The sequence below is a fragment of the Acinetobacter sp. G18 genome, assembly GCF_052660225.1.
The window spans coordinates 1,135,789-1,160,643 of sequence record NZ_CP109658.1; the positions used below are offsets into that span (position 1 = coordinate 1,135,789).

Genomic DNA, 24,855 nt, shown 5'->3' on the forward strand with positions numbered 1-24,855 from the left:
CCCGTTTTTTATTTTTTAAATAACAAGACCATTACTGGTCTTGTACATCGGTTAAGCGATCAAGTTTTTTCTGGAAATAATCACCTTGTAAGAAACGTGCTTCCACATTCCATGCATTTGCAAATAGGTTCATATCATTTAAGTTAGCCAATAAAATTCCAATTGGTTTTACAGTCAGATAGTTCAATACCTTTTCTTGCAAGTTGTTCAGACCCTGATCTGAACTTAACAAATCCGTTTTGCTGGACTGTAATTTTACAAGCTGAATATCAAGCTGCTGTAAAATTGAATCACTATGCATAGAAGAAGCAAAATCTCGAATTGAAACTTCTGCACCGTGTTGGCGTAAACGACCAATCAGCGGCTGAACCGTTGGAAGATAGTGCTGAAGTGCTTGTTCTGAAAACTGCAAAATCAACGGACTTTCAAGTTTGCTACCAATGATGGTAAGCAGCTTTGAAATCAGCTCTGGGAATGATTTATCTTTCAGCAAAATATCAATATTAAGGTTAATAATGAGTCTTGCTTTAGGATACTGAGCAATAAAATTGTGAAGCTGTTTACATGCTTCAACCAATATCCAGCGATCTACTTGAATTGAAAGCTCAGTATCTTCTTTTAAGTCAGCTAAGTCGTTTAAATCATGCCATTGTTCATCAGCAATAAAGCCACTCGTCACTTCATAGTTATGAGTTTCTTCATCATGTTTGTCATACACTTGCTGATACTTCAGATGTATCTCACCTTTAGCAAGTTTTTGTTTTAACTGCTGTAGCAAAGATGACTGAGAACTCACCTCAAAATGGTCAATTGTTAAATCTAGAGGAACAGTTTCAACAGTCGGTGAAACGATTTTTTCTTCAATAGGTGCTATTTCAAGTTGAGGTGTAACTTGAGGTAGATTGTGCTTTTCAGCTTCATTGAGTAATGAGCTAAAAGAAATCTCAGTGAGTGGTTGGTTAAGCGGAGCATATCCAAGCTTTAACTGTACCGAGAAGTTTTGTTCATTCACTTTTAACAAGTGTTCTTTTTGCAAAGTTTGTAGACTTGTTAACTGCGAATTTAAAACTGAACTATTTTCAGCTTGTAAAATCCCAGCATAAGTTCCCAAATCGACTTGGAAAATTGGCATTTGCGCATGATCTTTTAAAAAACCATGAAGCTGATTGAAATATAGTCCCAACGTCTGCCAACCTTGTTGAAAGAGGCGTTCTGGGCATTGCGCGAGCTTAAATAACACTAGAGCATTTGCTTGCGCAGGATGAGTTGATAAATGTCGATTGATTTGTTGCCAAGCCGTACTTAATCCGACACTTTTTTCGGATGGAGACGTGTTTGCTGGAATGCTTAAATCAACTTGATAATCGATGGTCAGTTGTACAGCATCTTCTTCTTGGCTTGGAATAAATTCCAGTTTCAAAGCATTATTACCAGAAATAGCCTGATGCTGACTTTGAATTTCGAAACGAGCTTGATCAAACTGACCTAAAGAAATTTTCTTAAATCGTTGTTTGAAAATATTTAAATCGTTCGGTTGTAATACATCCAAAATTGGCAAACCAATAATATCTTCTTCTTGCTTAAAGCCAAAAAGATTAAGGTATTCAGGATTTGCCTTAATATGTATGCCTTCTTGAAAAATAGCGACTGCTTTATGGCTGTTGTCGACTAGAGTTTGCGTATGACTATGAATGGTATCAAGCTCTGCTAACAAACGTTGTTCCGTTTGTAAAAGGCGGCTATACGATAAGGTTCGAACAAGGGTGATGTAGAAATAGTCCAGTGGTTCTAATGGAACTACATCGTAAATACCTTTTTGAATATAACTTTGGTATTGCTGTGTCTGATAATCATCTGGTTGCAAAAGTAAAATTGGAAGCTGCGGCTGTTCTGACGCTTGAACGAGGGAGAGAGTTTGTTCAATTTTCAAATCATACGCGCGGCCAAAAATAATCACATCCCATGATGTATTGAGCTGCTTTTCAAAACTTTTTAAATCATCAAGTAATAAAGCATTAACTTGATATTGATTCCCCGATAAAAGATTTAAAATTTGGTTATAACGTAACTGGTTATCATCAATAATGAGTAAACGTATTTCAGTACGTCTTAACTTTTTAGATAGTAAAGAGTTTCTCACTTTAATGCTTCCCATAAATCTTGACTATTCGCGTTACTATTCTTTTTCAACATGAACTGATCAAGCAAATGTTGTTGCTGATCATTTAAAAGTTCAAATTGAAATTGAATGAAACTCTGAGTAATGAGTTGTGCTTTGAGTAGATACACTTTGATTTCTTCTGTCCCCAATCGTAAATGAATTGTTTGTTGCTCTCTAAAAATTTGAGACCCCGGTAAAATAAGCGTGTTTTGTATTTCTTCTAAGTTTTGAGTTTGTAGTAATAGTGCAGGGTGATAATTACGGGTATGGCGCTCAGCCTGAATATGTACAGCGCAAGGGAACATGGCTTGTGAAAGAATTTCTAAGCCCAGTTCTAAGCTTTTTTCTGTTGATTGTTTAATCCAGCGAATCACACCGCCACGCCACTGACCATGCAATGTTTCTTTAACTAAAATATATTCGCCAGTTCGTAAGTTTTTCGGAGCTTCACCAGACCATTTAATACGATAGCCATTAACACTGATATCAAGCACTGTGGTTTGATAAATGGTTTTACTTTCACGGCTTAAGCGTTGGTAAGAGCTGGTTTGTTGCTCTTTTTTCTCTAGGTTTGATAAAACCTTCGATTCACTTTGTAAATTATAGTTATTGTTGAGTTGTAGCGTTTCTTCAAAGTTCTTTGCTTTAGATAGATAAAAATGTGCGGTAGTTAATCCGAAGCAAATTTGGAGAGCAGCATTATATTCATAACGTTCATGACGGCGCTGTGCGGTCGTGCCCAAAATGGTTTGAACGTGGAATTTTAGTGCTGGGCTCAAATAAATCTTTTCATTTTTAGACATGTATTGAGCATTTTTATGCATGGTAGCAGTGACATGTTCAAGCAATGCTTGCGTGCTAATAAAAATACTTGGGTTGAAGTTTGAACTTTGTTTTTTGTTATATACAGGCGGGTGGTCTTTAGTTGGATCGACCACATACTTTGTTAAAGCAGAGTCTTTAGGCAAAATTTGAATCATGCGTGCCCAGTCGAAACTACATTGAAACAAAGCCTGAATTTCTGATTGACGAATCTGATTGGTATTAAAAATATCTAATAAAATAAGCTGTGCATAAGCCTGCGTAATATTCGCTAAAGGATGCTGTACGCCTTGAATATGATTAATATTGGTTAAATGATATTTATATTGGACTGCGGTTTCATAAAGTTCATGAGCAATTAACCATTGACCTTTGACAGGTTCGCTATAGAGCATGTGCTGCTGATATAAAAGGTTGGTGAGTTGCTGCAATGCATGGAAAGTCGCCAAAATACGCGCAGTTTGCAAATTTTTCTTTTGTTTAAATGAAAATAGAGAAAACTTCTGTCTTTGTAGCTGTCCGTGGCTTGTCCTTGCGATATTTAAATAAATACTCGCAAAATAACAACGTAGAAGCATTGCCAGTTCAATAATGTGCTCGTTACGGTCTGTACTAATCACACCTTGGTTAAAAAAGTTTTTTTCTAGACTCGCCAAAACATTATTAATGGTTGGGTGAAGTGTTTGAATTAAATCGAAGCGAAGCGTTTCACTGCAATTTAATTCATTCAATTCCAAAAGTGCTGTAAATAACGCCTTTGAAGTATCACCCAATTGCATAATAGAAAGGGTAGTAACCCATTCATTAAGGTCTTTAATATTGGCTTCACAAAAGCTTAACCGTTCACGAGTAAGTGCGGTTTGATTGTGAAAAATGTCCGAAAGTGCATTATTCATCATCACTTATTATATAACTCAAAAAGTTGTAGCCCCAAAAAGCGGTGTTTTATTCTTTTCGCCCGCAATTTCCCTGACGAGTTTAGGAACCAAATACCCCGGTAGGCTCGCTAACACGTCTTGATATATTGCATCTATTTCAGATGGTATTAAATCAAAATGTTGTGCACCTTTTACTTTATCTAAAACATGTAAGTAATAAGGCATAACGCGAGCTTCAAATAAACGATAACTTAAATCAACAAGTGTCTCGGCAGAATCATTAACACCTTTAAGCAACACCGCCTGATTAAGTACAGTAATGTGCTCGTCAGATAACTGCAACAATTTTGAACAAGTAAAGTCATCGAGTTCAGAAGCATGGTTCGAGTGTACCACCAGAATAATACGCAGCCTACTGTTTTTTAATAAAGAAATAAGCTGTTCGTCGATACGGTTTGGAATAACAATTGGAACGCGTGAATGAATTCTCAGAATCTTCACTTGTTTGAGAGATGATAAGCGTTCCAACCAAAGTGCTAATTTTCGATTAGACAAAGTAAGTGGGTCGCCGCCACTTAAAATCACTTCATTAATGTCAGGATTCGCTTCAATATAGTTTTTAATGTTTAGCCAATCGTCATTTTTTGGCAGATTTTCCTGATAGGGAAAGTGACGACGGAAACAGTAACGACAATGAACTGCGCAAGCACCTGTCAAAGTCAGTAAAAAACGCGACTTATATTTGTGTAATACACCCGGTAATTGATTTGCTGCTTCTTCACCTAAAGGGTCGGTTACAAACTCAGGATGTTCTTCAAGTTCTAAATGATGAGGCAATACCTGTAGTAAAAGCGGGTCAAGTGGGTTTTTAGCGTTCATTTTTCCGACGAACGCGCGAGGCACACGTAATTTAAACTTTTCAGAAGCTAGAATCGCACCCGATAATAGCTGATCTGAGGATAACTCGAGTAGGCTTAGCAGTTCAGAAGGATCAGTAATAAGGTCACTGAGTTGTGATTGCCAGTTTTGCTCTTGGTATAAATAGTTTATCATTTGACACGATTAAGATAATGCAACAACGCATTATATCGCATAGTTGACTTGTTAAGTTTGGAGTGTGCCTTTCATGGCCTATTATTCTACAAATGATTTCAAAGCTGGCCTTAAGGTTATGCTTGATGGTAACCCATGTTCTATCATGGAAAACGAATATGTAAAACCAGGTAAAGGTCAAGCGTTCAACCGTGTAAAATTACGTAACCTTAAAACCGGTAAAGTATTAGAAAAAACTTTCAAATCAGGTGACTCTTTAGAAGCAGCTGACATCGTTGAAGTTGAAATGGAATATCTATACAACGATGGTGAAATGTGGAACTTCATGGATCCTGTATCTTTTGAGCAAATCGCTGCAGACAAAGTTGCAATGGGCGATGCTGCTAAATGGTTAAAAGACGATTCAAATGAAAAATGTACAATTATGTTGTTCAACGGCGTACCTTTAACAGTAAGCCCACCGAACTTCGTTGTATTAAAAATCGTTGAAACTGATCCGGGCGTACGTGGTGATACATCTGGCGGTGGCGGTAAACCAGCTAAGCTTGAAACAGGTGCGGTTGTTCGTGTTCCGTTATTTGTTCAGCAAGAAGAAAGCGTTCGTGTAGATACTCGTACTGGCGATTATTTAGAGCGTGCATAATAGTTAAAAAATACACTATTATCGAAGGGATGATGTAAATCATCCCTTTTTTTATGCGAAAGTATAAGAGGAAAAAAGAAAAAGGAGGAGTAGAGTCACAGGGATTAAGAGAAACAGTACATAACAATATAAAAATGCTGTAGTTATTTATTGAGAGGTTAAGAATGGACACAATGCAAGCGAAATCTACGCTTCCCTCCAAGCTGGTCTGGAGCCTAGTGGCAATTATAGGTGCAATTTCTTTTGGGATGCTGGCACTTAGTCGTGGTGAACATGTTAACGCGGTTTGGCTTGTACTAGCTGCAGCATGTGTATATAGCATCGCATACCGATTTTATAGTCTATTTATTGCAACTAAAGTATTTGAATTAAACCCAAGACGTTTAACCCCAGCACATCGTTTAGCCGATGGTCTGGATTATGTTCCCACCAATAAATATGTGCTTTTTGGTCACCATTTTGCTGCAATTGCTGGAGCAGGGCCGCTAGTCGGACCAATTTTGGCAGCACAAATGGGCTTTTTACCGGGAACCATTTGGCTACTGGTTGGTGTGGTTCTGGCAGGTGCGGTACAAGACTTTTTAGTTTTATTTATATCGACACGCCGTGATGGTCGTTCACTTGGTGAAATGGCAAAGCAGGAGCTTGGCTCTTTTGCTGGTGTTGTGGTAATGCTCGGTGCGCTCGGGGTAATGATTATTATCCTTGCAGTACTGGCGTTGGTGGTTGTTAAAGCACTTGCACACAGTCCGTGGGGTGTTTTTAGTATTGCAGCAACCATTCCAATTGCATTGTTCATGGGCGTTTATATGCGCTTTATCCGTCCGGGACGTATTGCAGAAGTTTCAATTATTGGTTTTGTTTTAATGATGCTGGCAATTGTCTATGGTGGACATGTTGCAGCAGACCCGTACTGGGGTGAGTTCTTCACTTTAACGGGTACACAACTTACTTGGTGTCTCATCATTTATGGTTTTATCGCATCAGTATTACCTGTTTGGTTGTTGTTAGCACCGCGTGATTATTTATCTACCTTCCTTAAAATTGGTGTCATTCTTGGTTTAGCGGTAGGCATTATCATTGCATTACCTGAATTGAAAATGCCTGCTGTAACTCACTTCATTGATGGTACAGGTCCAGTTTTCTCAGGTAGTTTATTTCCATTCCTATTTATTACCATTGCCTGTGGTGCCATTTCTGGTTTCCATGCGCTTGTATCAAGTGGTACAACACCAAAACTCGTCGATAACGAAGCTGATATTCGTGTGATTGGCTACGGTGGTATGCTTATGGAGTCTTTTGTCGGGATCATGGCAATGATCTGTGCGACAGTTTTAGACCCGGGTGTGTATTTTGCGATTAATGCACCAGCGGCGGTACTCGGCACAACTGTAGAGTCTGCGGCAGAAGCTGTACGTAACTTAGGTTTTGTCGTTACTCCAGAAATGTTGACAGTGTTGGCTCAAGAGGTCGGTGAAAGCTCTATTCTTTCACGTACAGGTGGTGCGCCTACCTTTGCTATTGGTATGGCTCATATCATTTCTGAAATTTTTAATAGCCGCCAAATGATGGCATTTTGGTATCACTTTGCCATTTTATTTGAAGCATTGTTTATTTTAACTGCTGTCGATGCCGGTACTCGTGCTTGTCGTTTTATGGTGCAAGACACGGTAGGTATTGTTATTCCTGCGGTTAAAGCATCAGGTTCATTCTTTGGTAATTTGGTTGGTACAGCCGTTGCAGTTGGTGGATGGGGCTTCTTCGTCTATCAAGGTGTGATTGACCCATTAGGTGGCGTTAATTCATTATGGCCTCTGTTTGGTGTTGGTAACCAAATGCTGGCTTCAATGGCACTCATTTTAGGTACAGTCATTCTGTTTAAAATGAAAAAAGAAAAATATGTATGGGTAACGATTATCCCAACTATTTTCTTGTTCGTGACCTGTATGACTGCCGGTTGGCAAAAGATTTTCCACGAAAACCCAAAAATTGGTTTCTTGGCGCAAGCGCATAAGTTCTCTGATGCGATTGCTCGCGGTGAAATTATTAAACCAGCCAAAACTATTGCTGAGATGCAAAACATTGTGATGTCGAATCAGATTAATGCTGCGCTTTGTGGCTTCTTTATGATTGTATCGATTGTCATGATTATTGCCTCAATTGGTATTGTTCGCCGTGCTTTAGCAAGCCCAACACCGACTGTAAATGAATCCCCAGCTGTATATGCTGATCCTGAAGTGGTCACCACGCGAGGAGAGTAATGATGAATTTTAAATTTGCAAAAAATGGAACTGTCATTATTGCGAAAATCATTAAAATGACGGTGCTCTCGCAAAAAGAGCTATTACTTTCTCCAAAGAACTGGTCGCGTATAGCAACCTTGTGGCAGCGTTTGCAGCAAAGCTTCCGACTTATGGTAGGCGTGCCGGACTATCAAACGTATTTGGAGCACATGAAAGCTCATCATCCAGATTTAACACCTATGGATGCGAAGACTTTCTATCGTCATTGTGTTGATGTGCGTTATCCATCGGCAGGCGGTACTTTAAAGAAATGCCCTTGTTAAATTGAGAGTTAAACTCTGCTAAACAAAAACGGTATGTGGTTGAACCATGTACCGTTTTACTTTTTTGGAAAATGAAAAAAGTTTGCTTAAAGTCTGCTCATTTGTATTTTTTTCAATGGCAAATCTCTTGTTTTGCTTTTGAAAAATGAATATTATGCTTTCCATTCTAGGTGTATAGCTCAGTTGGTTAGAGCGCTACGTTGACATCGTAGAGGTCTCCAGTTCGAGTCTGGATATACCTACCAAGATTTATAAAGGGTTTACATCGTTTCATAACGTGTAAGCCCTTTTTTATGCCTGTTTGTTGCATTCTATATTTGGCAGAGTTGGAAACTAGCGATTTTAGGACAATAAAATGAATATCGATACTTTAAAGAATCAAATAGAACTTGAATTTAAAAATGTTACTTTGGGGGATGCTTATACTCTGCCTGAGGAAGATTATGCCGATACAAGCTACTGGTACTTCGATAAAAGGCGCACCGATTTAAACTTAACTGAGGAAGAATGGGTAAAGCAGGAACTTCACCTTCTTGAGACTGGTAGTTGGTTTAGAGAGGACTTTAAAGAGGCTGTAAATGCAATTAAAGAAAAGAGGAAAATGAATAATAGGTACGTTAATCCTTTTGAAATACCTGTTTCATATTTAAACAACTACCATACGGGTTTTAGTTTTTTAAAGCCTCAGGGATTTCTGTTTTATACCCCAGCTATTATGAGTTCTGTGTTAAAAGACACCGAAGTTCTATCTTCACCTAGCTTTTTATCTTGGTTTTATCGCTTAAGATGGTCAAATACTTTTGAAGCAATTTCTAAACTATTAAATTGTTTTACAAAAGCACAAATAGAAGTGCTAAAAGACTTTCTGTTATTTATTTCCAATCTATCTCTAGAGATGAAAGAAAGAGTAGGTGAGTGTTTAAATAATATAAGTTTATTAGGATTCTGAGTGTAACGATAAAGGGTTTAAATCGTTCGGAGTTGTTGATGCGCCAAATGCTTTGAGTCTATGTGAAAATTAATTATGAATATCAATATTAAAGAACTTCTTGAAATAGTATTTCCTCCTTTTCAACTAGGGAGAAATCGATCACTACTTGAGAGCGATTTTTTTGATACTCATTATAGATATTTTGAACAAATTGATAATGATTATTTATCTATATTGGAATTATCAGCAGAAGATTTACTTCTCTCATATGGCTTTGATTGGCCTGATTTTTACTTAAAAATTGGGCTAGAAGCGGTTCGCTCACGTTGTAGGCCACAAGAAGGTATTAAAATTTGGAAAGATATAAGTTATGAATATTTATATTATTTTGGTGCCGATTGTAGCTATTTAAGCTCAGAAGGTTTTAAATTTTTTTTACCAGCTGCTCTTTATCACTTTCTAACAACAGATAAAAATAAAGCTTATATGGATAGTTTTATTTTTAGATTAGAAACACGTTGGGAAGAAGATAATCATGTTTTTAGTGATGATCAAAAAAAATTTATTAAAGAGTTTTTAACGGAGAACACTTAACTCAAATGAAAAGTCCTTCGGGGCTTTTTCTTATATTGAAATTATTATGATAGTGATGTGAGATGGGTTTAATACACAAGCTAGATAATTATATTTAACTTAAAGCGAATCTGCTATCGAGCGGTTTCTTCATTGCTTGAAGGAAAGTTATGTACAAGATCGTTTTAATAACATGTAAGCCCTTTTTTTATGCCTGTTTGTCGCATTCTATATTTGGCAGAGTTGGAAACTAGGGATTTTAGGACAATAAAATGAATATCTATACTTTAAAGAAGAAAATAACACTAGAGTATAAAAATGTTACTCTGCGAGATGCTTATACCTTACCCGAGGAAGACTATGCCGATACAAGTTATTGGTATTTTGATAAACAACATCCAGACTCTAATTTAACATTGTACAAGGCATAGCAAGTAGTGAATTAAGTTTGACGATTTAATTTTACTATCTCGCTATTTTTTATACAGTAAATGTCAGCAGATCCATATTAACAATATGGATTAATGCTTATAATAAACTCCCATAAATTGATCAAAATTTATGGGAGTTAGGATAGTTGTACATCAAATATTGGATGCATAAAAAGTTGCTTGAAAATGATGAATAATAAATATAGAGCCATATTACTACTTTTGTTGATTGTTGGCTTGAATGCATGTAGTAGTCCGCATTCACCTGAGGGGAAAATGGTTGTTACCGGTATATTGTTATCCCCAGTTCTTATTCCTGCTGCTATTGTTAAGGGAACAACACAAGCCACTGGTGAGGCTTGGAACACAACAAAAAACTCAATAAAACATAAGTCCGCAATCAAAGAAAGTAATATAAAAGGCTTAATTGAAATTTTGGACGTCTATTCTACATATTCATCCAAAGCTGATATTGAAAGTGCTGCAAATAAGATGGTGGAACTTTATCAAAATAATAAACTTGATATGACGCAAATGGATCAAGTGCTCTATTTGGCATATTCATATTCAATATTAAGCAGCAAGGAAAATAAATATGGGTATTCAAAAATTGATAAGGAAAAAATATCAAAAGCTTGGGAAATCATAAAAATTTATAGTAAACAAAAACAGTTATATGATGAGGAAATAAAAAAACTAACAGCTTCGGGTAAACGGAAGGATTGTTTGTGTGATAAATATAATATTATTGGGGATAGGGAAGTTTTTGACTCAATTCGCACCGGGTTATATCTTGCGGAGTTAAATGACTTTGATGATGAAAAAAGAAAAGAAGTTGTTGAAAAATGTGAAAATAATATCCCAAACTATGAAATTATTTATATGGATAATGGCGGAATTAACGCTTATTTATTCTGCTCAAATGTAAAGCACGCGTTATTATGGTTTTAGGAATGATTCAACAAGTGTATATGAAATAGTCGCATGCGACTTTCTAAAATTAATTTTTATAAAGTGACATAGCTATCTACCTCATAAGTAGAAGAGGTAAAGTTCATAGAAGTATTCTGAATTAAAATACTATGAGAGTAGACTAATTTTTGTGTTTATAGTCCACCTTATTATAGGAAGTAATATCTTATTGATTATTAATACTCTTGATTTTTATGTTTTGATCAATGATAGTGGGCTATAGGTGTTAGTACTTTTTAAATAAGAATAATAATTTCATATCAAGGAGATATGGATGAGTTCACATGAGATTGGACGTCAAAAAATGTCAGCAATGACATTGGGTGCTTTAGGGGTAGTTTTTGGTGATATCGGTACTAGCCCACTTTACGCTTTTACCCAATGTTTTCATACATCACATAATGTTCCTATAAATGAAGCGAATGTTCTAGGTATTTTATCCTTGATTTTTTGGGCACTGATGATCGTGGTGTCCTTGAAATTTAGTATGTTAATTATGCGTGCTGATAATCATGGTGAGGGCGGCATTTTAGCTTTATTAGCTCTTAACATGCACAATAAGAAAATTGGACCTAAAGTGCGCTTTGGGTTAATTACAATTGGTTTATTTGGTGCTTCATTATTTTTTGGTGATGGCATTATTACCCCCGCTATTTCAGTATTGTCAGCAGTAGAGGGATTGTCGGTAGCAACCCCTATTTTTACACCGTATGTGATACCAATTACGATCGTGATTCTAATTGGATTATTTATGATCCAGAAGAAGGGAACTGGATCCGTAGGCCGTTTTTTTGGACCTATCATGCTACTCTGGTTTTTCTCAATAGGTTTTATTGGCCTATCTCACATTATCAAGAACCCTTTTATCTTGAATATGCTTAATCCGTATTGGGCTCTTCCTTTCATTGAAAATAACCCTGTGACTGCATTTGTAGTTATGGGAGCAGTTGTATTGACGATTACAGGTGGAGAGGCGCTATATGCGGATATGGGCCATTTTGGTCGTAAGCCAATTCAATTAGCTTGGTTTTTTGTTGCGTTACCATGCTTGGTATTAAACTATGCAGGACAAGGGGCATTGATTCTGCAAAACCCGCAGGCCATCGAGAATACTTTTTTCATGATGGTACCTAAAATAGCATTATATCCTATGATTGCTTTAGCAACTGCTGCGACAGTAATTGCTTCTCAAGCAGTTATTTCAGGTGTGTTTTCTATGGCACGTCAAGCTATCCAATTAGGTTATTTACCACGTTTTGCTATTGATCATACCTCTGAATCTGAAATTGGTCAGATTTATATACCAGCATTGAACTGGATGTTGCTTGGTATGATTATTAGTTTAGTACTTATGTTTCAATCTAGTGCTAATCTAGCTTCGGCTTATGGTATTGCAGTAACTTTGACTATGTTTTGTGACACTATTCTAGTTGCTTTCATTATGTATCACTTATGGAAATGGCCTTCGTGGGTCATGTTGTTAATTGCGATACCTTTGCTAATTCCAGATCTCCTCTTTATTGCTTCAACTTCACTAAAAATTGTAGATGGTGGCTGGTTCCCATTAATGATGGGTGCAATCACTTTTATAATTATGACAACATGGCGCCGTGGACGTGAATTACTACTGAATAAGTTGCAAAATGACACGATGCCATTAGATTTATTTATTAAGAGCTTGGAGTCTAGTGCTTATATGGTGAATGGAACGGCTGTATTTATGACAAGTAGTCCAAAAGTTGTTCCTCATGCTTTATTACATAATTTAAAACATAACAAAATACTTCATGAACGTAATATTTTGATCACTATAAATACTCGTGACATTCCATATGTAGATGAATCAGAACGTATTGATGTCGAAGTATTAGATAAGCATTTTTTACGTGTTAGTGCTTATTATGGATTTAAAGAGCAGCCCAATGTACCTCAAGCATTAGAACAAGCTTTAACTAAGTTAAATCAACCATATAACATTATGGACACAAGCTTTTTTGTATCACGTGAACGTGTAATTCATAACGTAGGTGATGGTATTGTTTCATGGCGTGAAAAACTATTCATTTCTATGCAGCTTAATACGAGTCCTGCTAGTGATTTCTTCCAGATACCAGCTAACCGAGTGGTGGAAATGGGGAGCCAAGTAGAGATTTAGGGATGCCTTGATTGATTTTATATGTGTGAAAATAAGAGGCTATTTAAAGGCTTAAATTTATAAGATTTAAGCTTTTTTTTGTCTGTTTGTATCATTTTATATTTATAGAATTGGGGATCCAAACTCGATTATTAGTCGTTCTTTGACTGAGAATACAATCACAAGAAGAAATCGGTAATTTAAAGCCATTTAGGGGATTATTTTTTATATGGTTTTTAATCAAAAAGTAAAATAAAATATTTGAAAATAAGGGGAAATAAATGAAAAAACTATTTTTAGTAGCAATTTTATTGGGGTTGTCGGGGTGCGGGGACAATAATCAGAGTGATACTTCTCAATCTGATATACAGACGACACAATTACAAACAATAAATTTAGCAGTACCAACAACATCTAATAACAAATTAGCAGCTTCATCACTAATGCTGAGTCCAGCAATTTCACCTTTAGGTGGTTGGTCAATTACTAATTCGACAACTTTGGGGGCGTCGACATTAATTGATGCTGTTAAAGATACTAGAGTTTCTGCAGCATTAGTAACACCGAACGCAAAGCAAGTAGCTGAGGTATTGAGAGGCGGAGCCGCAGGAGTTGCCTTAACTATAGCTGTAGATCAATTGCTTGATGCAGTTGATTGGGTAATGGATTCAGAGAATAATCAAATTAGGTATCAAAAAAAAGATCCAATAAAACCACCTAATTTCCCTTATTACTACAAAGTGGCTGGGGGACTTCCGAATTATCAAATTTATGCAGCAAACAAAGAACAGCTTTGTAGTAGAACAACTGCGATTTTAAATACTTTATATAGTACGATCAAATATAAGTTTACTGGTATTACCGGTGATACGGTAGGTTCATGCACATATCAATTAACTAATACTCAAAGTGGAACTCAATCTGATGGCGGTATTCCATATTCACGGGTACAGAATGTAAATTATGACCCTACGAAACCGGAGTTCACTTTACCCCTCGAAGTAGTAGCAGAACAAGTCATTTCCAACGCAGATGCTGGTAGTTCGGATGCTCAAGTAGCTACAAATACTGCAGCACAAAACATACTCAATAATGAAGAACTTGCTAAGCCAGTTGTTGATGAGTTAGAGCGGAATGCTCAAAGGAAGTGTTTAAAGCATGAGATCTGGATGGATGATCAGGCTGCTAGAGTTAGAGACAGATATACGGATATGTATAGAGATAGATATAACCAATATGAAAATCATTATGATGAGTCGAATCCATTGATATTAGATGGTGTGAATAAAGGTTCTTGGATGGGACACGTAACACAATACCGAATTCAACAAGGGAAGCTTCAAGTTTTTATTACAAGAGCAAGCAATGATAACTGTCCAGCTACTCCATTTGCTCTTTACTGGGTGAAGAAAAATCCTCCGCCAAAACCAGGTGTAGATTCTGTAGATTAATGAGTAGAACCAAAATGATTAAATTAGATGTTACTATGCCTTCAAAAGGGCAACCAATTAAAACAATTCACTTCACTGATCAATATGGTTGGTGTTTTAGAGTTTCTAGTTTTCTTGAAGAAAAATTAGTTCTAGATGAGTTGAAAGAGTTTTCAGAAGGAAAGAAAATTGTAAGTGAAACTTTATTTAATTCAAACTATGAGGTAATAGCTTATAGAAATTATTTCACAGATTCATCAAGTAAGATATTCGGAACTGAAGATTTTGAAATGATCGATGGGCAATTGAAAAAGTTGAATACTATAGTTTATGAAGTTGCCAATGAAGATGAGGAGTATTTTAATCAAAAATGGTATAACGACCTTGATGAATTGGTTTATACATTTGAAACAAGCGAGAAATTTGATTTCAGATTTGTGAAACCAGATGGAGAAATAGTCGATGATAATGAACTTCATGATTTTTTTAAAACTTATAAACCTGTGGAATTTAAAGATGTTCGAGATAAATATCTAAAGAAGATCATTGAAGAAAATACTTAACTTAAATGAAAAGTCCTACGGGGCATTTGCTTATAATTGAAATTATGATGATAGTGATGTCAGATGGGCTTAATACACAAGCTAGGTAATAATTTTAACTTAAAGAGAACCCGCTCATTGAGTGGGTTTTTATTGCCTGAAGGGAAGTTATGTATAAGATCGTTTTAATAACAGTAAGCCCTTTTTTAATACCTAATTTTTGCTTTAGACCCATTAGAATTAAAATCAAAAGTGAAGATTGAAGCGGGTAGTGGATTAGATACAAATCTGCTCCCCGATTGAGATCAAGTTGTAAAAATGATCACGACAAAAAGCAGGTCATTAAGTTATTCATAAAATGGCTTTGGCAAATTAGCTTCCTCTGTTATGAAAAATATCTGGTTTTAACCCCCCCTTTATAAACCCTCATTTAACAATCATTTATCCATTATTTATTCTTACTTTTTAATGATCTAATTTAAAACAAATGTCATTTTGTGTGCTTGACTGCAACAGGGTTGGGCACTATTCTTTGCCTGCTGGCCACATTGCCAGCCGGCTTTGACAGGCTGAATAATAACTCCCGCATCAGAGCTTTTCCTTCTGAGGACTACTCTTGTGTGGTGTGCCACTCGTCTCTTTCCCGTAGCGGTAGGACGGGAGAGGGACACCCTCGGGTGTGCTAGTTTGAGTTATTACTAGTCTGTCAACCTTCTTCCGTTCTGCCACCATAATTCTATAAATGTCTGGCAGAACTCCCAATAAAAAGGAGTTGGCTTTGCACATCCATTATTTCTTGGCAGCCGTTGCCAAAAGCTATAACGACACCACTTAAAAATTTAAAGCAGCTTGATCACCTATAGGGTTTTCAGGCTTTCAGTCATTACGGCTCAAAAAACTTGCATTCACTATAAAACTTGAGATGTGCCAAGCACAGTCTTTATGGCTTTGTTATGCCTTTTTTCAGCTTTAAAAAAGTGAAAGGCTTTTATATCTCATTTATATACAACAAAAATTTAATTTATAACGGTAAAACTATGCCAAATTTAACTCTCCCAGCACGTGCTGTAAAAGTTATAAATAACAGGATTCAGGTATTTCATCACGGTGGGTTTCACACAGTCGGTGTCGACAAAATCGTGAGAGAAGCTGAAATAACGAGAATGACGTTTTATAATTACTTTCACTCTAAAGAGCGGTTTATTGACATTTGTTTAGTTGTACAAAAAGAACGGCTCCAAGACCAAGTCATTAAAATGGTCGAATATGACCATGCCACAAGCGCGTTAGATAAACTTAAGAAACTATATTATCTACATAGTGATATAGAAGGGCCATATTACCTATTATTTAAAGCCATTTTTGAAACTAAAAATAGCTATCCAAACGCGTACCTAACCGCCGTGAGGTACAGAACATGGCTCACCAATGAAATTTATAGCCAGCTTAGATTAGTTAAAACCGATGTTTCATTTACCGATGCCAAACTATTTTTATATATGATTGAAGGTGGAATTATTCAACTTTTAGGTTCTGATGGAGCAGACGACAAAGAGCAGATGCTTGAATATTTTCTGCGGGCACTAACTTATAACAAATAAACTTGATAGCTTTGTATGACTGAAAAAGCCCTAAATTAAAGTAATTTAAGGCTTTCTAGGGCAGAGATAAATAGATTTTTTGAGAAATGTAGATAAAGAAAAAGAGTAATTTAGCGGCTAAAGTTTTATTAATTTAATGATAATTTGAAAAATGCTGCTTTAAAGAATTTAAAAAAAGTTCAACCTTCTTTGGAACTCTCGAACCATAAGGTGTGGTTGCATAAAAATAAAGATCAGAGTTTAAAAGGGTTTTTGAATAATTAATAATAATTCCCTCATCTTCATATTTTTTTGCTAAAAAATCAGGTGCAAATAAAATACCCTGATTTCTCTTACAAAGTTCTAAAAGAATTTCTATATTATTACATGTCAATTTTGGTATTGAGTTAATAATATTATTTTTTAAGTCATCTTTAGAATATAGTAAAATGCTATGCTCTCTAAGCTCTTCTATATTTTTCGGTTTTCCATATTTATTTAAATATGCGTCTGTTGCATAAAAGCTTCTTTTATATGTGTTTAAAATAAAAGTATTTTGCTCTTCAATATTTTCCTCAACTTTTAAAATCACATCAAACTTATGAGGATTGATATGAGAGGAGTGGTCTGAAAACATAAGATCAATTTCAATATGAGGATATTTGATTAGAAAATTAGAAATGACATCTGAAAAGCACGTTTGGATAAAGGCATGTGGAGCACTAATTTTGAGTAAGCCTTCAGGGTACTTCTGGTCGTATACAAAGTCATGAGCTGCTAAATCTAACTCTTTCACAATCACTTTGCATCGCTCATAGAACTTTTCTCCAGAGCGAGTCAGGTCCATCTTTCGGGTGTTGCGTATAAATAATGATGTATTAAATAGACTTTCTAAATAAAAAATTCTTTTTGAAACTTGATCTCTCGTAATGCCTAGATTTCTAGAAGCATGACTAAAATTTCCATTCTCTACCACACTTATAAAAGTATTAATACAGTCTATTTTATCCATCAAATTTTAAAGGCTAAATGATCTTGCCGCTAAATTATATGAGGAATATCTGTATATCAATCATTGTATCTTTTTAGAATACAGTTTGTATTTAAATAAATATCTAGTAGTTTACACGGATTTTTGATTTTATATACCGTGAGTTATTTGGTTTTTTTAAAGGTTAATAAAATATTTAAAACTATTTAAATTGTCTTATTTTATAAAGATAATTTTATAAATTAGATCATGAATATTGCATATTTTATAAACTTTTATTAATGCATGAAACTTATATTTTTTAAATATTAAAACTATGAGATTTCAAAAAGGTAAATAGATGAGTGACTTGATTAATAATAACCCAGTATGGGTAAAAAAGATCTTATCAATTCATGGATTGCTTCCGCTACTTCGACTTGCACTCGTTTCAGCGTATTTAGTGGGGGGAATTAATAAATTCATCGGATTTCATGCGGCTATTGAAGAGCAGGCGAGTTTTGGTTTACAGCCTGCTTGGCTCTGGGCAGCTACCGCTATTTTTATTGAAATTGTTGGCTCGCTCTTAGTTATTTTTAATCGTTTTGTCTGGTTAGGAGCAGGGGCTTTAGGCTGTCTAACCGCAGTCGCGATGCTGGTTGCAAACGATTTTTGGAATCATACAGGCCCAGCATTTTTTAGTACGTTTAATAGTTTCTTCGAACATCTTGGGCTCATCGCTGCGTTGGTGATGGTTACCATTCTTTCTAATCAATTTTCAAAATCACAATAAGTTTAAGCATCTCATTTAAACAGGAGCATTTTATGCGTAAATCATTATCAGCATTGCTTTTAAGCACCATGCTAGTGGGCACAAATGTTGCCCTAGTTCCTCAAGTTTTTGCCAAAACAACAACAAGTATAAAAAGTGAGGCGCCCGGTGTAGCCCCCCAATACGATACAACGCATGTTTATGTAAACCCTGAAGACTTTGACAAATTTACCGATAGCTTGGTCGCAACATTCGGTGGCACTAAGTCGAAACAAGGTGTTTTCCAAGTCACACCAACCCCGAGCCAGACGATGTCTCAGCTTGTATTGACCCCAGTAGGTACATTGTCTGTATTTGGTTTTAAAACTCCAATTCCATATCCGTTTGGTTTGGAAAGAACAGGCTATTTAGTCAAAGACATGGATGCAGCAGTGCAGGCTGCCAAAGCAAATGGGGCAGATGTCATTGTAGACGCTTTCCCAGACCCAATTGGGCGTGATGCGATTGTCCAATGGCCGGGCGGTGTAAATATGCAGCTCTATTGGCACACGACTAAGCCTAACTATAACCAGTTAGAGACTGTTCCAGAAAACCGTATTTATGTTTCAAAACAAAGTGCTGACTCGTTTGTTAAGAAGTTCGTGAGTTTCTCGCACGGTAAAATCGTTTCCGACAACCCTAAAGCCGCAGGGATAGAAATTGGTCGCCCAAATGAAACGTATAGACGTATTCGCGTTGAGTCTGACTTCGGCAAAATGACAGTGTTCGTGACCAATGGTCATCTTCCTTATCCGTATGGGCGCGATATGACGGGTTATGAAGTTAAAAACCTATCTGAAACTTTAGATAAAGCCACAAAAGCAGGTGCATCTGTTTTGGTGAATGCTTATAAGTCGGATGGTCGTGAGTCAGCAATGGTACAGTTCCCGGGCGGTTATATCGCTGAAATTCATGCGTCTATCAAATAATTTATAGCCTAAATGATCGATTGAAATTTGCACTCATGCTGCCTAAGAGCAATGTGAGTGCAAAACACCAAGTCTCTGCAACGACCTATTTATTACTATGGATAACACTTGATGGCCTCGCATGTTTTTAAAGATAGAACATATCGAACTAAGCACTCAGAGACTTACCTGAAAATAATAAAAATGAGTCTGTTATTAACCAGCAGTTTATTTTTCTACGAATCTGCTTATGCAGAAAATGAAGTCTCAAATACAAATGCATGTCCAACTCGTCCAAAAATCTCAACGAATCGTTGGCAAGAAAATTGGGATGTTTTAAAAAATCCGTGTGTGCCAAAGAAAATAGGAGACGACTTCAAATATATACCTTTTGGCGATAATAATTATTTATCACTAGGAGCAAATATTCGTGAACGTTTTGAAGTCAATAATAATGCCAAGTTTGGTACTGGAAATAATCAGGCTGACAGCTATTTAATTCAAAGATTACAAGCGCATGCAGATGTAAGAATAGGTGATCATTTACAATTATTTACTCAGCTAAGCGATGCCCGAGCGTTTGATAAAAAAAATATTAGTAGTACCGATCAAAATAGACTCGATATAGAACAAGCCTTTATTGCGTGGGTGAGTCCTTTAAATAATGGAACTTTTAAATTTAGAGTCGGCCGTCAAGAAATGGCTTTTGACTTACAGCGCTTTATTTCAAATAGAGAAGGCCCAAACGTTCGGCAAGCCTTTGATGGGGTATGGTCAGGTTATGAATATGGAGACTGGAGAATTTTAGGTTATCTCACCAGACCTGTTCAGATAGAAAAAGATTCCACTTTTAATGACCACTCAAAAAGCAATTTAAGCTTTAGCGGCTTTCGCGTAGATAAACAAAATGTAGGGGATGGTGAATTATCGGGTTATTACTCGCGTTATGAACGAGATAATGCCTCTTTTCCAAGTATCAAGGGCAATGAGGTTCGAGACTTATATGACCTTCGCCATATGGGTAAAAAGAATAATATTGATTGGGATGTTGAAGGTATGCTTCAGCATGGAAAAATCGGTGGACAAACAATTCAAGCTTGGGCGCTCAGTAGTATTACGGGATACACTTTTGCTGACCAAGCGTGGTCACCGCGTTTAGGAGTGCAATTTGATATTGCTACAGGCGACAAAAGTACCAACGATAATCAACTTAATACCTTTAACCAGCTTTTTGCAAATGGTTCATATTTTACTTTGGCGGGTTATAGTGGCTATAGCAATATTATTCACCTAAAACCGTCTCTGACACTTAAGCCTTCCGAAAAACTTACACTGTTAAGTGCCTTAGGTTTTCAGTGGCGTGAAACTACCCAGGATGCGATTTATTTCCAAGGCAATAACAGCATGGCAAATACCGCGGGGCAAGGTTCGAGCTGGACTGGGGCATATCTTCAACTCAGAGCAGATCGAAAAATTAATTCTAATCTATCTGTGGCTGCCGAAGGCGTGCACTTTGAGGTTGGAGATACCATTAAGAAAGCGGGTGGTAAAGACGCAAACTATTTAGGCCTTGAGCTTAAATATGGCTGGTAAATCGAGAAGAGTAAAAATATGAGCACAGAATTAAAGCAAACTAAAATTGGACGTTACCAAAATTTAAACATTGAACTCGTGACTTGGGACTGTACTACGGCCGAGGTTGAGCTTTCCTGTGCTTGTGTTTTTGAACATGAAATGAATAACCGTTCTTTTTCGGGTGGTTTGGCGCATTTAGATGAAGCTCTAAACGGCAGACTATATGAAATACGGAAAAATAACTGGTTTAGTGCAAAACTGAATGATGTTCTTTTGCTAAATCAAACGCCTTCAACCATACATGCACCTAAAGTTTTGCTGATAGGCATGGGAGCACCAGAAGATTTCACGTTAGAGAGAATCGAGACTGCGATAAAAACTGTTGTAAGAACAGCATATCAATTGGAACTCAAAAGTGTGGCATTTGCGCCGAGTCTTTTAGATACAGGTCTGAATCCTCCTACTGGTTTAAATGAACTGATGCTAAGAAGTTTAAAAGAAGAATTAGACAAACATCATCAGCTTTATTTGCAAAAATTAGTCAAAGAATCTGAAATTGAAAAATGGGTATTTGATGCAGGTTTTCAAAATTATGATGCTAAGGCTGAGCAATATATCGCGTCTTTTGCCAAAGTTTTTACTCAAGATGAATTCTGATTTTAAAAATAAAATTCAGTAAAGCATTATGAAAAGGAACATGATTTTTAATTTAACTGCATCAGCCTGAGCGATGCAGTTAAATGTAAAGATTAAGAAATTTCTAAAATTTTCTGAGCGATATATAAATCTTGTATAGATAAACCTGAACTGTCATAAATTGTGATTTGTTCCTGAGATTGTCTGCCTTGAGCATTGGCTAAAAGCACATCACCTATATTGATTAAGGTTGCAGACTCAGACGTATGTTGAAATTCACCAATGAGTTTAGACTGGACATTAAGGTCGCAAAATAAACCACTATGTGAAAATAGCTCTGGCGGAAGTTCTTGTTTGCCATGTTTATCTGAACCCATCGATGAAATATGAGTGCCAGCTTTGACCCATTCAGCTTTAAAAAGAGGAGTGTGCGAAGAAGTTGCGGTCACAATAATATCAGCTTGTTCACACGCTTCTTTTGCACCCGTAATTTGAAGCTGAATACCTAATGGTTTGAGGTCTTCTGCCATTTGTTCAGCTTTACTTTGGTCGCGTCCGACTATCAAAATCTGTTCGAAATTTCTAATTCTTGCTAAAGCCTCGCATTCATATTTGGCCTGATTTCCTGTACCAAATATAGCCAATACTTTTGAATCTTTTCTTGCAAGTACATGGGTTGCAACAGCATTAGATGCCGCTGTACGAAACGCGTTGACTTTGCCTGCTTCGATGGCTGCTGCCATTTTTCCATTGGCTTGATTAAATAATAAAATGAGCGCGTTATGGCGAGGTAAACCATGTTTAGGGTTGTCTTCCCAAAAAGAACCAACTTTAAGGCCAGCCAAATGTTCGGTCGCCGATGACTTAACGCTAAAGGTATTTTTACTATCGGAACCTTGACCGTGAACCACAGGAAAACTTTTAGTGTCAGGTTGAGTTGCAGCAATTAAAGCTTGGTAAATGGCGTCATAAGCCAGTTTATGATTGATGAGAGCAGCAGATTCAGACTCAGAAATAAATCTCATCATATCTCCAAAAGTTTATTTAAATTAAGACACGAGCAAGTCGAGAGACGAGTAGCATGTAATGCCTATCTATGACGTATTAACTGAACTCATAGATAGGTACTAACTTTTATTAAATAGATAAAAACTCTACATATTTAGAAATATCGACATTGCCACCACTAATAATGATGCCTATACGTTTGCCTTTTAACTCATGCTTTAAATTACGTGCAGCAGCAAATCCGAGACATCCTGTCGGTTCAACCACCATTTTCATTCTTTCAGCAAAGAACTTCATACAGCTAATGAGGTCTTCATCTTCTACTGTCAAAATGTCATCCACATTCTTTTGAATAATAGGGAATGTTAATTTGCCTAAATATTGAGTTTGAGCGCCATCGGCAATGGTTTGTGGCGTATCAATATGAACAATTTCTCCTTTTCTAAAAGACATTTGCCCATCATTTCCTAGAGCAGGTTCAACACCATATATTTTACAGTTTGGAGAGAGATGGCGAGCAGACAGGGCAGAACCTGCCAATAAACCACCGCCCCCTAAACATACAAACAGGTAATCTAATTCGCCGACTTCTTCAAATAACTCTTTTGCAGCTGTACCTTGACCTGCAATTACATGTGGATGGTCATAAGATGGAATGAGTGTCAGGCCATTTTTTTCAGCTATTTCTTTACCAATTTTTTCCCGATCTTCTCTATAACGGTCAAATTCAACAATATCGGCGCCGTATTCTCGCGTTGCTGCCATTTTTGCGGCAGGTGCATCTTGCGGCATAACGATTATGGCTGGAATACCAAGAGTTTTTGCTGACAGTGCAATTGCTTGTGCATGGTTTCCCGAAGAGAAAGCAACCACACCCGCTTTTTTCTGAGCATCATTGAATTGCAAAAGTGCATTCATTGCACCACGAAATTTGAAAGCACCAACACGCTGAAAATTTTCACATTTAAAAAATACTTCTGCTTCAAACTCATTGTTTACAGTACGTGAAGTTAAAACAGGAGTCTTATTTGCAAAACCTTTTATACGTTCAGCAGCGGCTGCCACATCGTCATAAGTGGGAAGGGTTAAATTTTTCATAATTAAACCTAATTCTATTCAATGTTTTCGGATGCAAGATTTACTATTGCTCAAGCAACGCACAATATACTGACCTTGTTTAGATAAAATATATATTTTTAGACAAAATGTCTAATTTTATTTTCTAATGTGATAACAATGAGATATAAGATTTTGATTTACATTAAGTTTAAAATTAGATAAAAAGTCTAAATTACTATTGCATGCTTTACGTTAGGGTTTGAAATAGTAACTAAGTCATTAGGAGGAAATACATTGGGCAATCGTGATAAACATTTACTCACTCAACTAGATACTATCGCGAAGGGGCTAAGTGAAACGCTATTTCCTTTTTGCGAAGTTGTTGTCCATGACTTAACAAATCCTGAGCATGCTATACTCTCTATACATAACAATTTATCTGGTCGAAAAATTGGTGATCCAGCAACCGAGTTAGGGTTGGCTAGAATCATGTCTCCAGAGTTTCCAAACCTCATTTCAAACTACGCAAACCAATTTGCAGATGGTCGGCCTGCCAAAAGTACATCTATAGGAATTAAAGATGAAGAAGGCCAGTATGTAGCCGCTTTATGTATGAATATAGATTTAACACTATTCAGGGGAATGCAAAGTGCTTTAGACCAGTTCACTAAAATTGAAACTGACAACATTATTGAAAATCTGGAACCGAATGGTACAGAAGCAATTCGAAGATATATCGATCAATTTGCCTCAAAACATGCTACGACACCGCGTATGTTAAAACTCAATGAGCGAAAACAATTAATACATGAACTCAAGAATAATGGCTTATTAGACATTAAAAAGGCCGTGGAAACGGTTGCTCAGCATTTAGGTATATCTAGAGCAAGTGCCTATTTATATGTAAAGGAAACTCAAAACGATTTTTAATCATTTATAAAATGAGAGTGGTTTTATTTAAGCTATGCTGAGAGTGGTAGTGTGTAACTTTTGAGTTATTTTGAAAGGTTACTCATCCAGTTTTTACATTGAAAGTTTTGTGGTATTTATCAAAAAATAACTTGTTTAATCAACATACCTCATTTAAATAAAGAAGTAGGTGATACAGTAATCATCTATATAGATTTATTTAGGAGGTCGTTATTTGAAGGTATTTTTTATTGTATTTATTA

The 24,855-nt window shown here is 36.4% G+C and carries 21 protein-coding genes, 1 tRNA gene and 1 pseudogene; 17 read left to right on the plus strand and 6 right to left on the minus strand.

The annotated features are described in order from the left end of the window. Nucleotides 1-31: 31 nt before the first annotated feature. The 3 genes from NE363_RS05340 to epmB are packed head-to-tail and all read right to left on the minus strand — an operon-like array spanning nucleotide 32 to nucleotide 4,914. The gene (locus NE363_RS05340; protein ID WP_199999569.1) at nucleotides 32-2,140 is read right to left on the minus strand and encodes an EAL domain-containing protein; all 2,109 of its coding nucleotides are present in this window, start codon (nucleotides 2,138-2,140) and stop codon (nucleotides 32-34) included. After that, entirely contained in the window at nucleotides 2,137-3,882 is a 1,746-nt protein-coding gene (locus NE363_RS05345) for a hypothetical protein (RefSeq protein WP_025465158.1), read from the minus strand. The genes NE363_RS05340 and NE363_RS05345 overlap by 4 nt, the downstream gene beginning before the upstream one ends. A gap of 15 nt (nucleotides 3,883-3,897) precedes the next feature. After that, nucleotides 3,898-4,914 (minus strand): EF-P beta-lysylation protein EpmB, encoded by a 1,017-nt coding sequence (epmB, locus tag NE363_RS05350; protein ID WP_077163088.1) that lies wholly within the window; start codon nucleotides 4,912-4,914, stop codon nucleotides 3,898-3,900. 73 nt (nucleotides 4,915-4,987) lie between these two features. On the opposite strand from epmB, the gene efp reads away from it, so the two are divergent. From efp to NE363_RS05410, 12 genes and pseudogenes are all read left to right on the plus strand, one after another. After that, the gene (gene efp / locus NE363_RS05355) at nucleotides 4,988-5,557 is read left to right on the plus strand and encodes an elongation factor P (RefSeq protein WP_004700171.1); all 570 of its coding nucleotides are present in this window, start codon (nucleotides 4,988-4,990) and stop codon (nucleotides 5,555-5,557) included. A 164-nt stretch (nucleotides 5,558-5,721) separates the two neighbouring features. Further along, the gene (locus NE363_RS05360; protein WP_445535970.1) at nucleotides 5,722-7,818 is read left to right on the plus strand and encodes a carbon starvation CstA family protein; all 2,097 of its coding nucleotides are present in this window, start codon (nucleotides 5,722-5,724) and stop codon (nucleotides 7,816-7,818) included. Further along, nucleotides 7,818-8,123, plus strand: a complete 306-nt coding sequence (locus NE363_RS05365; protein WP_151964121.1) for a YbdD/YjiX family protein — start codon at nucleotides 7,818-7,820, stop codon at nucleotides 8,121-8,123. The genes NE363_RS05360 and NE363_RS05365 overlap by 1 nt, the downstream gene beginning before the upstream one ends. 168 nt (nucleotides 8,124-8,291) lie before the next feature. Beyond that, nucleotides 8,292-8,368, plus strand: a tRNA-Val gene (locus NE363_RS05370). Between the two features lie 110 nt (nucleotides 8,369-8,478). Beyond that, nucleotides 8,479-9,072, plus strand: a complete 594-nt coding sequence (locus NE363_RS05375) for a DUF6714 family protein (RefSeq protein WP_445535971.1) — start codon at nucleotides 8,479-8,481, stop codon at nucleotides 9,070-9,072. 75 nt (nucleotides 9,073-9,147) lie between these two features. After that, on the plus strand, nucleotides 9,148-9,648 hold the full coding sequence (locus tag NE363_RS05380) for a hypothetical protein (RefSeq protein WP_445535972.1): 501 nt from the start codon (nucleotides 9,148-9,150) through the stop codon (nucleotides 9,646-9,648). A 251-nt stretch (nucleotides 9,649-9,899) separates the two neighbouring features. Further along, nucleotides 9,900-10,043: pseudogene (locus tag NE363_RS05385) on the plus strand (DUF6714 family protein); the annotation flags it as partial. A 201-nt stretch (nucleotides 10,044-10,244) separates the two neighbouring features. Continuing rightward, nucleotides 10,245-11,009, plus strand: a complete 765-nt coding sequence (locus NE363_RS05390) for a hypothetical protein (RefSeq protein ID WP_445535973.1) — start codon at nucleotides 10,245-10,247, stop codon at nucleotides 11,007-11,009. Between the two features lie 295 nt (nucleotides 11,010-11,304). Further along, entirely contained in the window at nucleotides 11,305-13,185 is a 1,881-nt protein-coding gene (locus NE363_RS05395) for a potassium transporter Kup (RefSeq protein WP_445535974.1), read from the plus strand. Between the two features lie 260 nt (nucleotides 13,186-13,445). Further along, entirely contained in the window at nucleotides 13,446-14,615 is a 1,170-nt protein-coding gene (locus tag NE363_RS05400) for a hypothetical protein (protein WP_445535975.1), read from the plus strand. A 14-nt stretch (nucleotides 14,616-14,629) separates the two neighbouring features. Beyond that, complete coding sequence (locus tag NE363_RS05405; protein WP_445535976.1) at nucleotides 14,630-15,157, plus strand: hypothetical protein; 528 nt, start codon at nucleotides 14,630-14,632, stop codon at nucleotides 15,155-15,157. A gap of 1,016 nt (nucleotides 15,158-16,173) precedes the next feature. Further along, nucleotides 16,174-16,737, plus strand: coding sequence for a TetR/AcrR family transcriptional regulator (locus tag NE363_RS05410; RefSeq protein ID WP_445535977.1), 564 nt, complete (start codon nucleotides 16,174-16,176; stop codon nucleotides 16,735-16,737). Between the two features lie 133 nt (nucleotides 16,738-16,870). Here the strand turns inward: NE363_RS05410 and NE363_RS05415 are convergent, their stop codons facing one another. Continuing rightward, a complete protein-coding gene (locus NE363_RS05415) occupies nucleotides 16,871-17,728 on the minus strand; it encodes a LysR family transcriptional regulator (RefSeq protein ID WP_317330080.1) in 858 nt (285 codons plus the stop codon). Nucleotides 17,729-18,047: 319 nt separating this feature from the next. On the opposite strand from NE363_RS05415, the gene NE363_RS05420 reads away from it, so the two are divergent. The 4 genes from NE363_RS05420 to NE363_RS05435 all read left to right on the plus strand — a co-directional run bounded on the left by NE363_RS05420 (nucleotide 18,048) and on the right by NE363_RS05435 (nucleotide 21,637). Next, nucleotides 18,048-18,479 carry a DoxX family protein gene (locus NE363_RS05420; RefSeq protein ID WP_445535978.1) on the plus strand — a complete coding sequence of 144 codons (432 nt, stop codon included), beginning with the start codon at nucleotides 18,048-18,050 and terminating at the stop codon, nucleotides 18,477-18,479. Nucleotides 18,480-18,511: 32 nt separating this feature from the next. Then, nucleotides 18,512-19,426, plus strand: a complete 915-nt coding sequence (locus NE363_RS05425) for a glyoxalase (RefSeq protein ID WP_445535979.1) — start codon at nucleotides 18,512-18,514, stop codon at nucleotides 19,424-19,426. A 111-nt stretch (nucleotides 19,427-19,537) separates the two neighbouring features. Further along, nucleotides 19,538-20,998, plus strand: coding sequence for an alginate export family protein (locus NE363_RS05430; RefSeq protein WP_445535980.1), 1,461 nt, complete (start codon nucleotides 19,538-19,540; stop codon nucleotides 20,996-20,998). 18 nt (nucleotides 20,999-21,016) lie between these two features. Further along, complete coding sequence (locus tag NE363_RS05435; RefSeq protein ID WP_445535981.1) at nucleotides 21,017-21,637, plus strand: M17 family peptidase N-terminal domain-containing protein; 621 nt, start codon at nucleotides 21,017-21,019, stop codon at nucleotides 21,635-21,637. Between the two features lie 92 nt (nucleotides 21,638-21,729). Here the strand turns inward: NE363_RS05435 and NE363_RS05440 are convergent, their stop codons facing one another. After that, nucleotides 21,730-22,641: an ornithine cyclodeaminase family protein gene (locus NE363_RS05440; RefSeq protein WP_445536357.1), complete on the minus strand. Its 912-nt coding sequence runs from the start codon at nucleotides 22,639-22,641 to the stop codon at nucleotides 21,730-21,732. Nucleotides 22,642-22,753: 112 nt separating this feature from the next. Then, nucleotides 22,754-23,722 (minus strand): threo-3-hydroxy-L-aspartate ammonia-lyase, encoded by a 969-nt coding sequence (locus NE363_RS05445; protein WP_445535982.1) that lies wholly within the window; start codon nucleotides 23,720-23,722, stop codon nucleotides 22,754-22,756. A 255-nt stretch (nucleotides 23,723-23,977) separates the two neighbouring features. On the opposite strand from NE363_RS05445, the gene NE363_RS05450 reads away from it, so the two are divergent. Then, entirely contained in the window at nucleotides 23,978-24,613 is a 636-nt protein-coding gene (locus NE363_RS05450; RefSeq protein ID WP_077169524.1) for a helix-turn-helix transcriptional regulator, read from the plus strand. The last annotated feature ends 242 nt before the right edge of the window (nucleotides 24,614-24,855 follow it).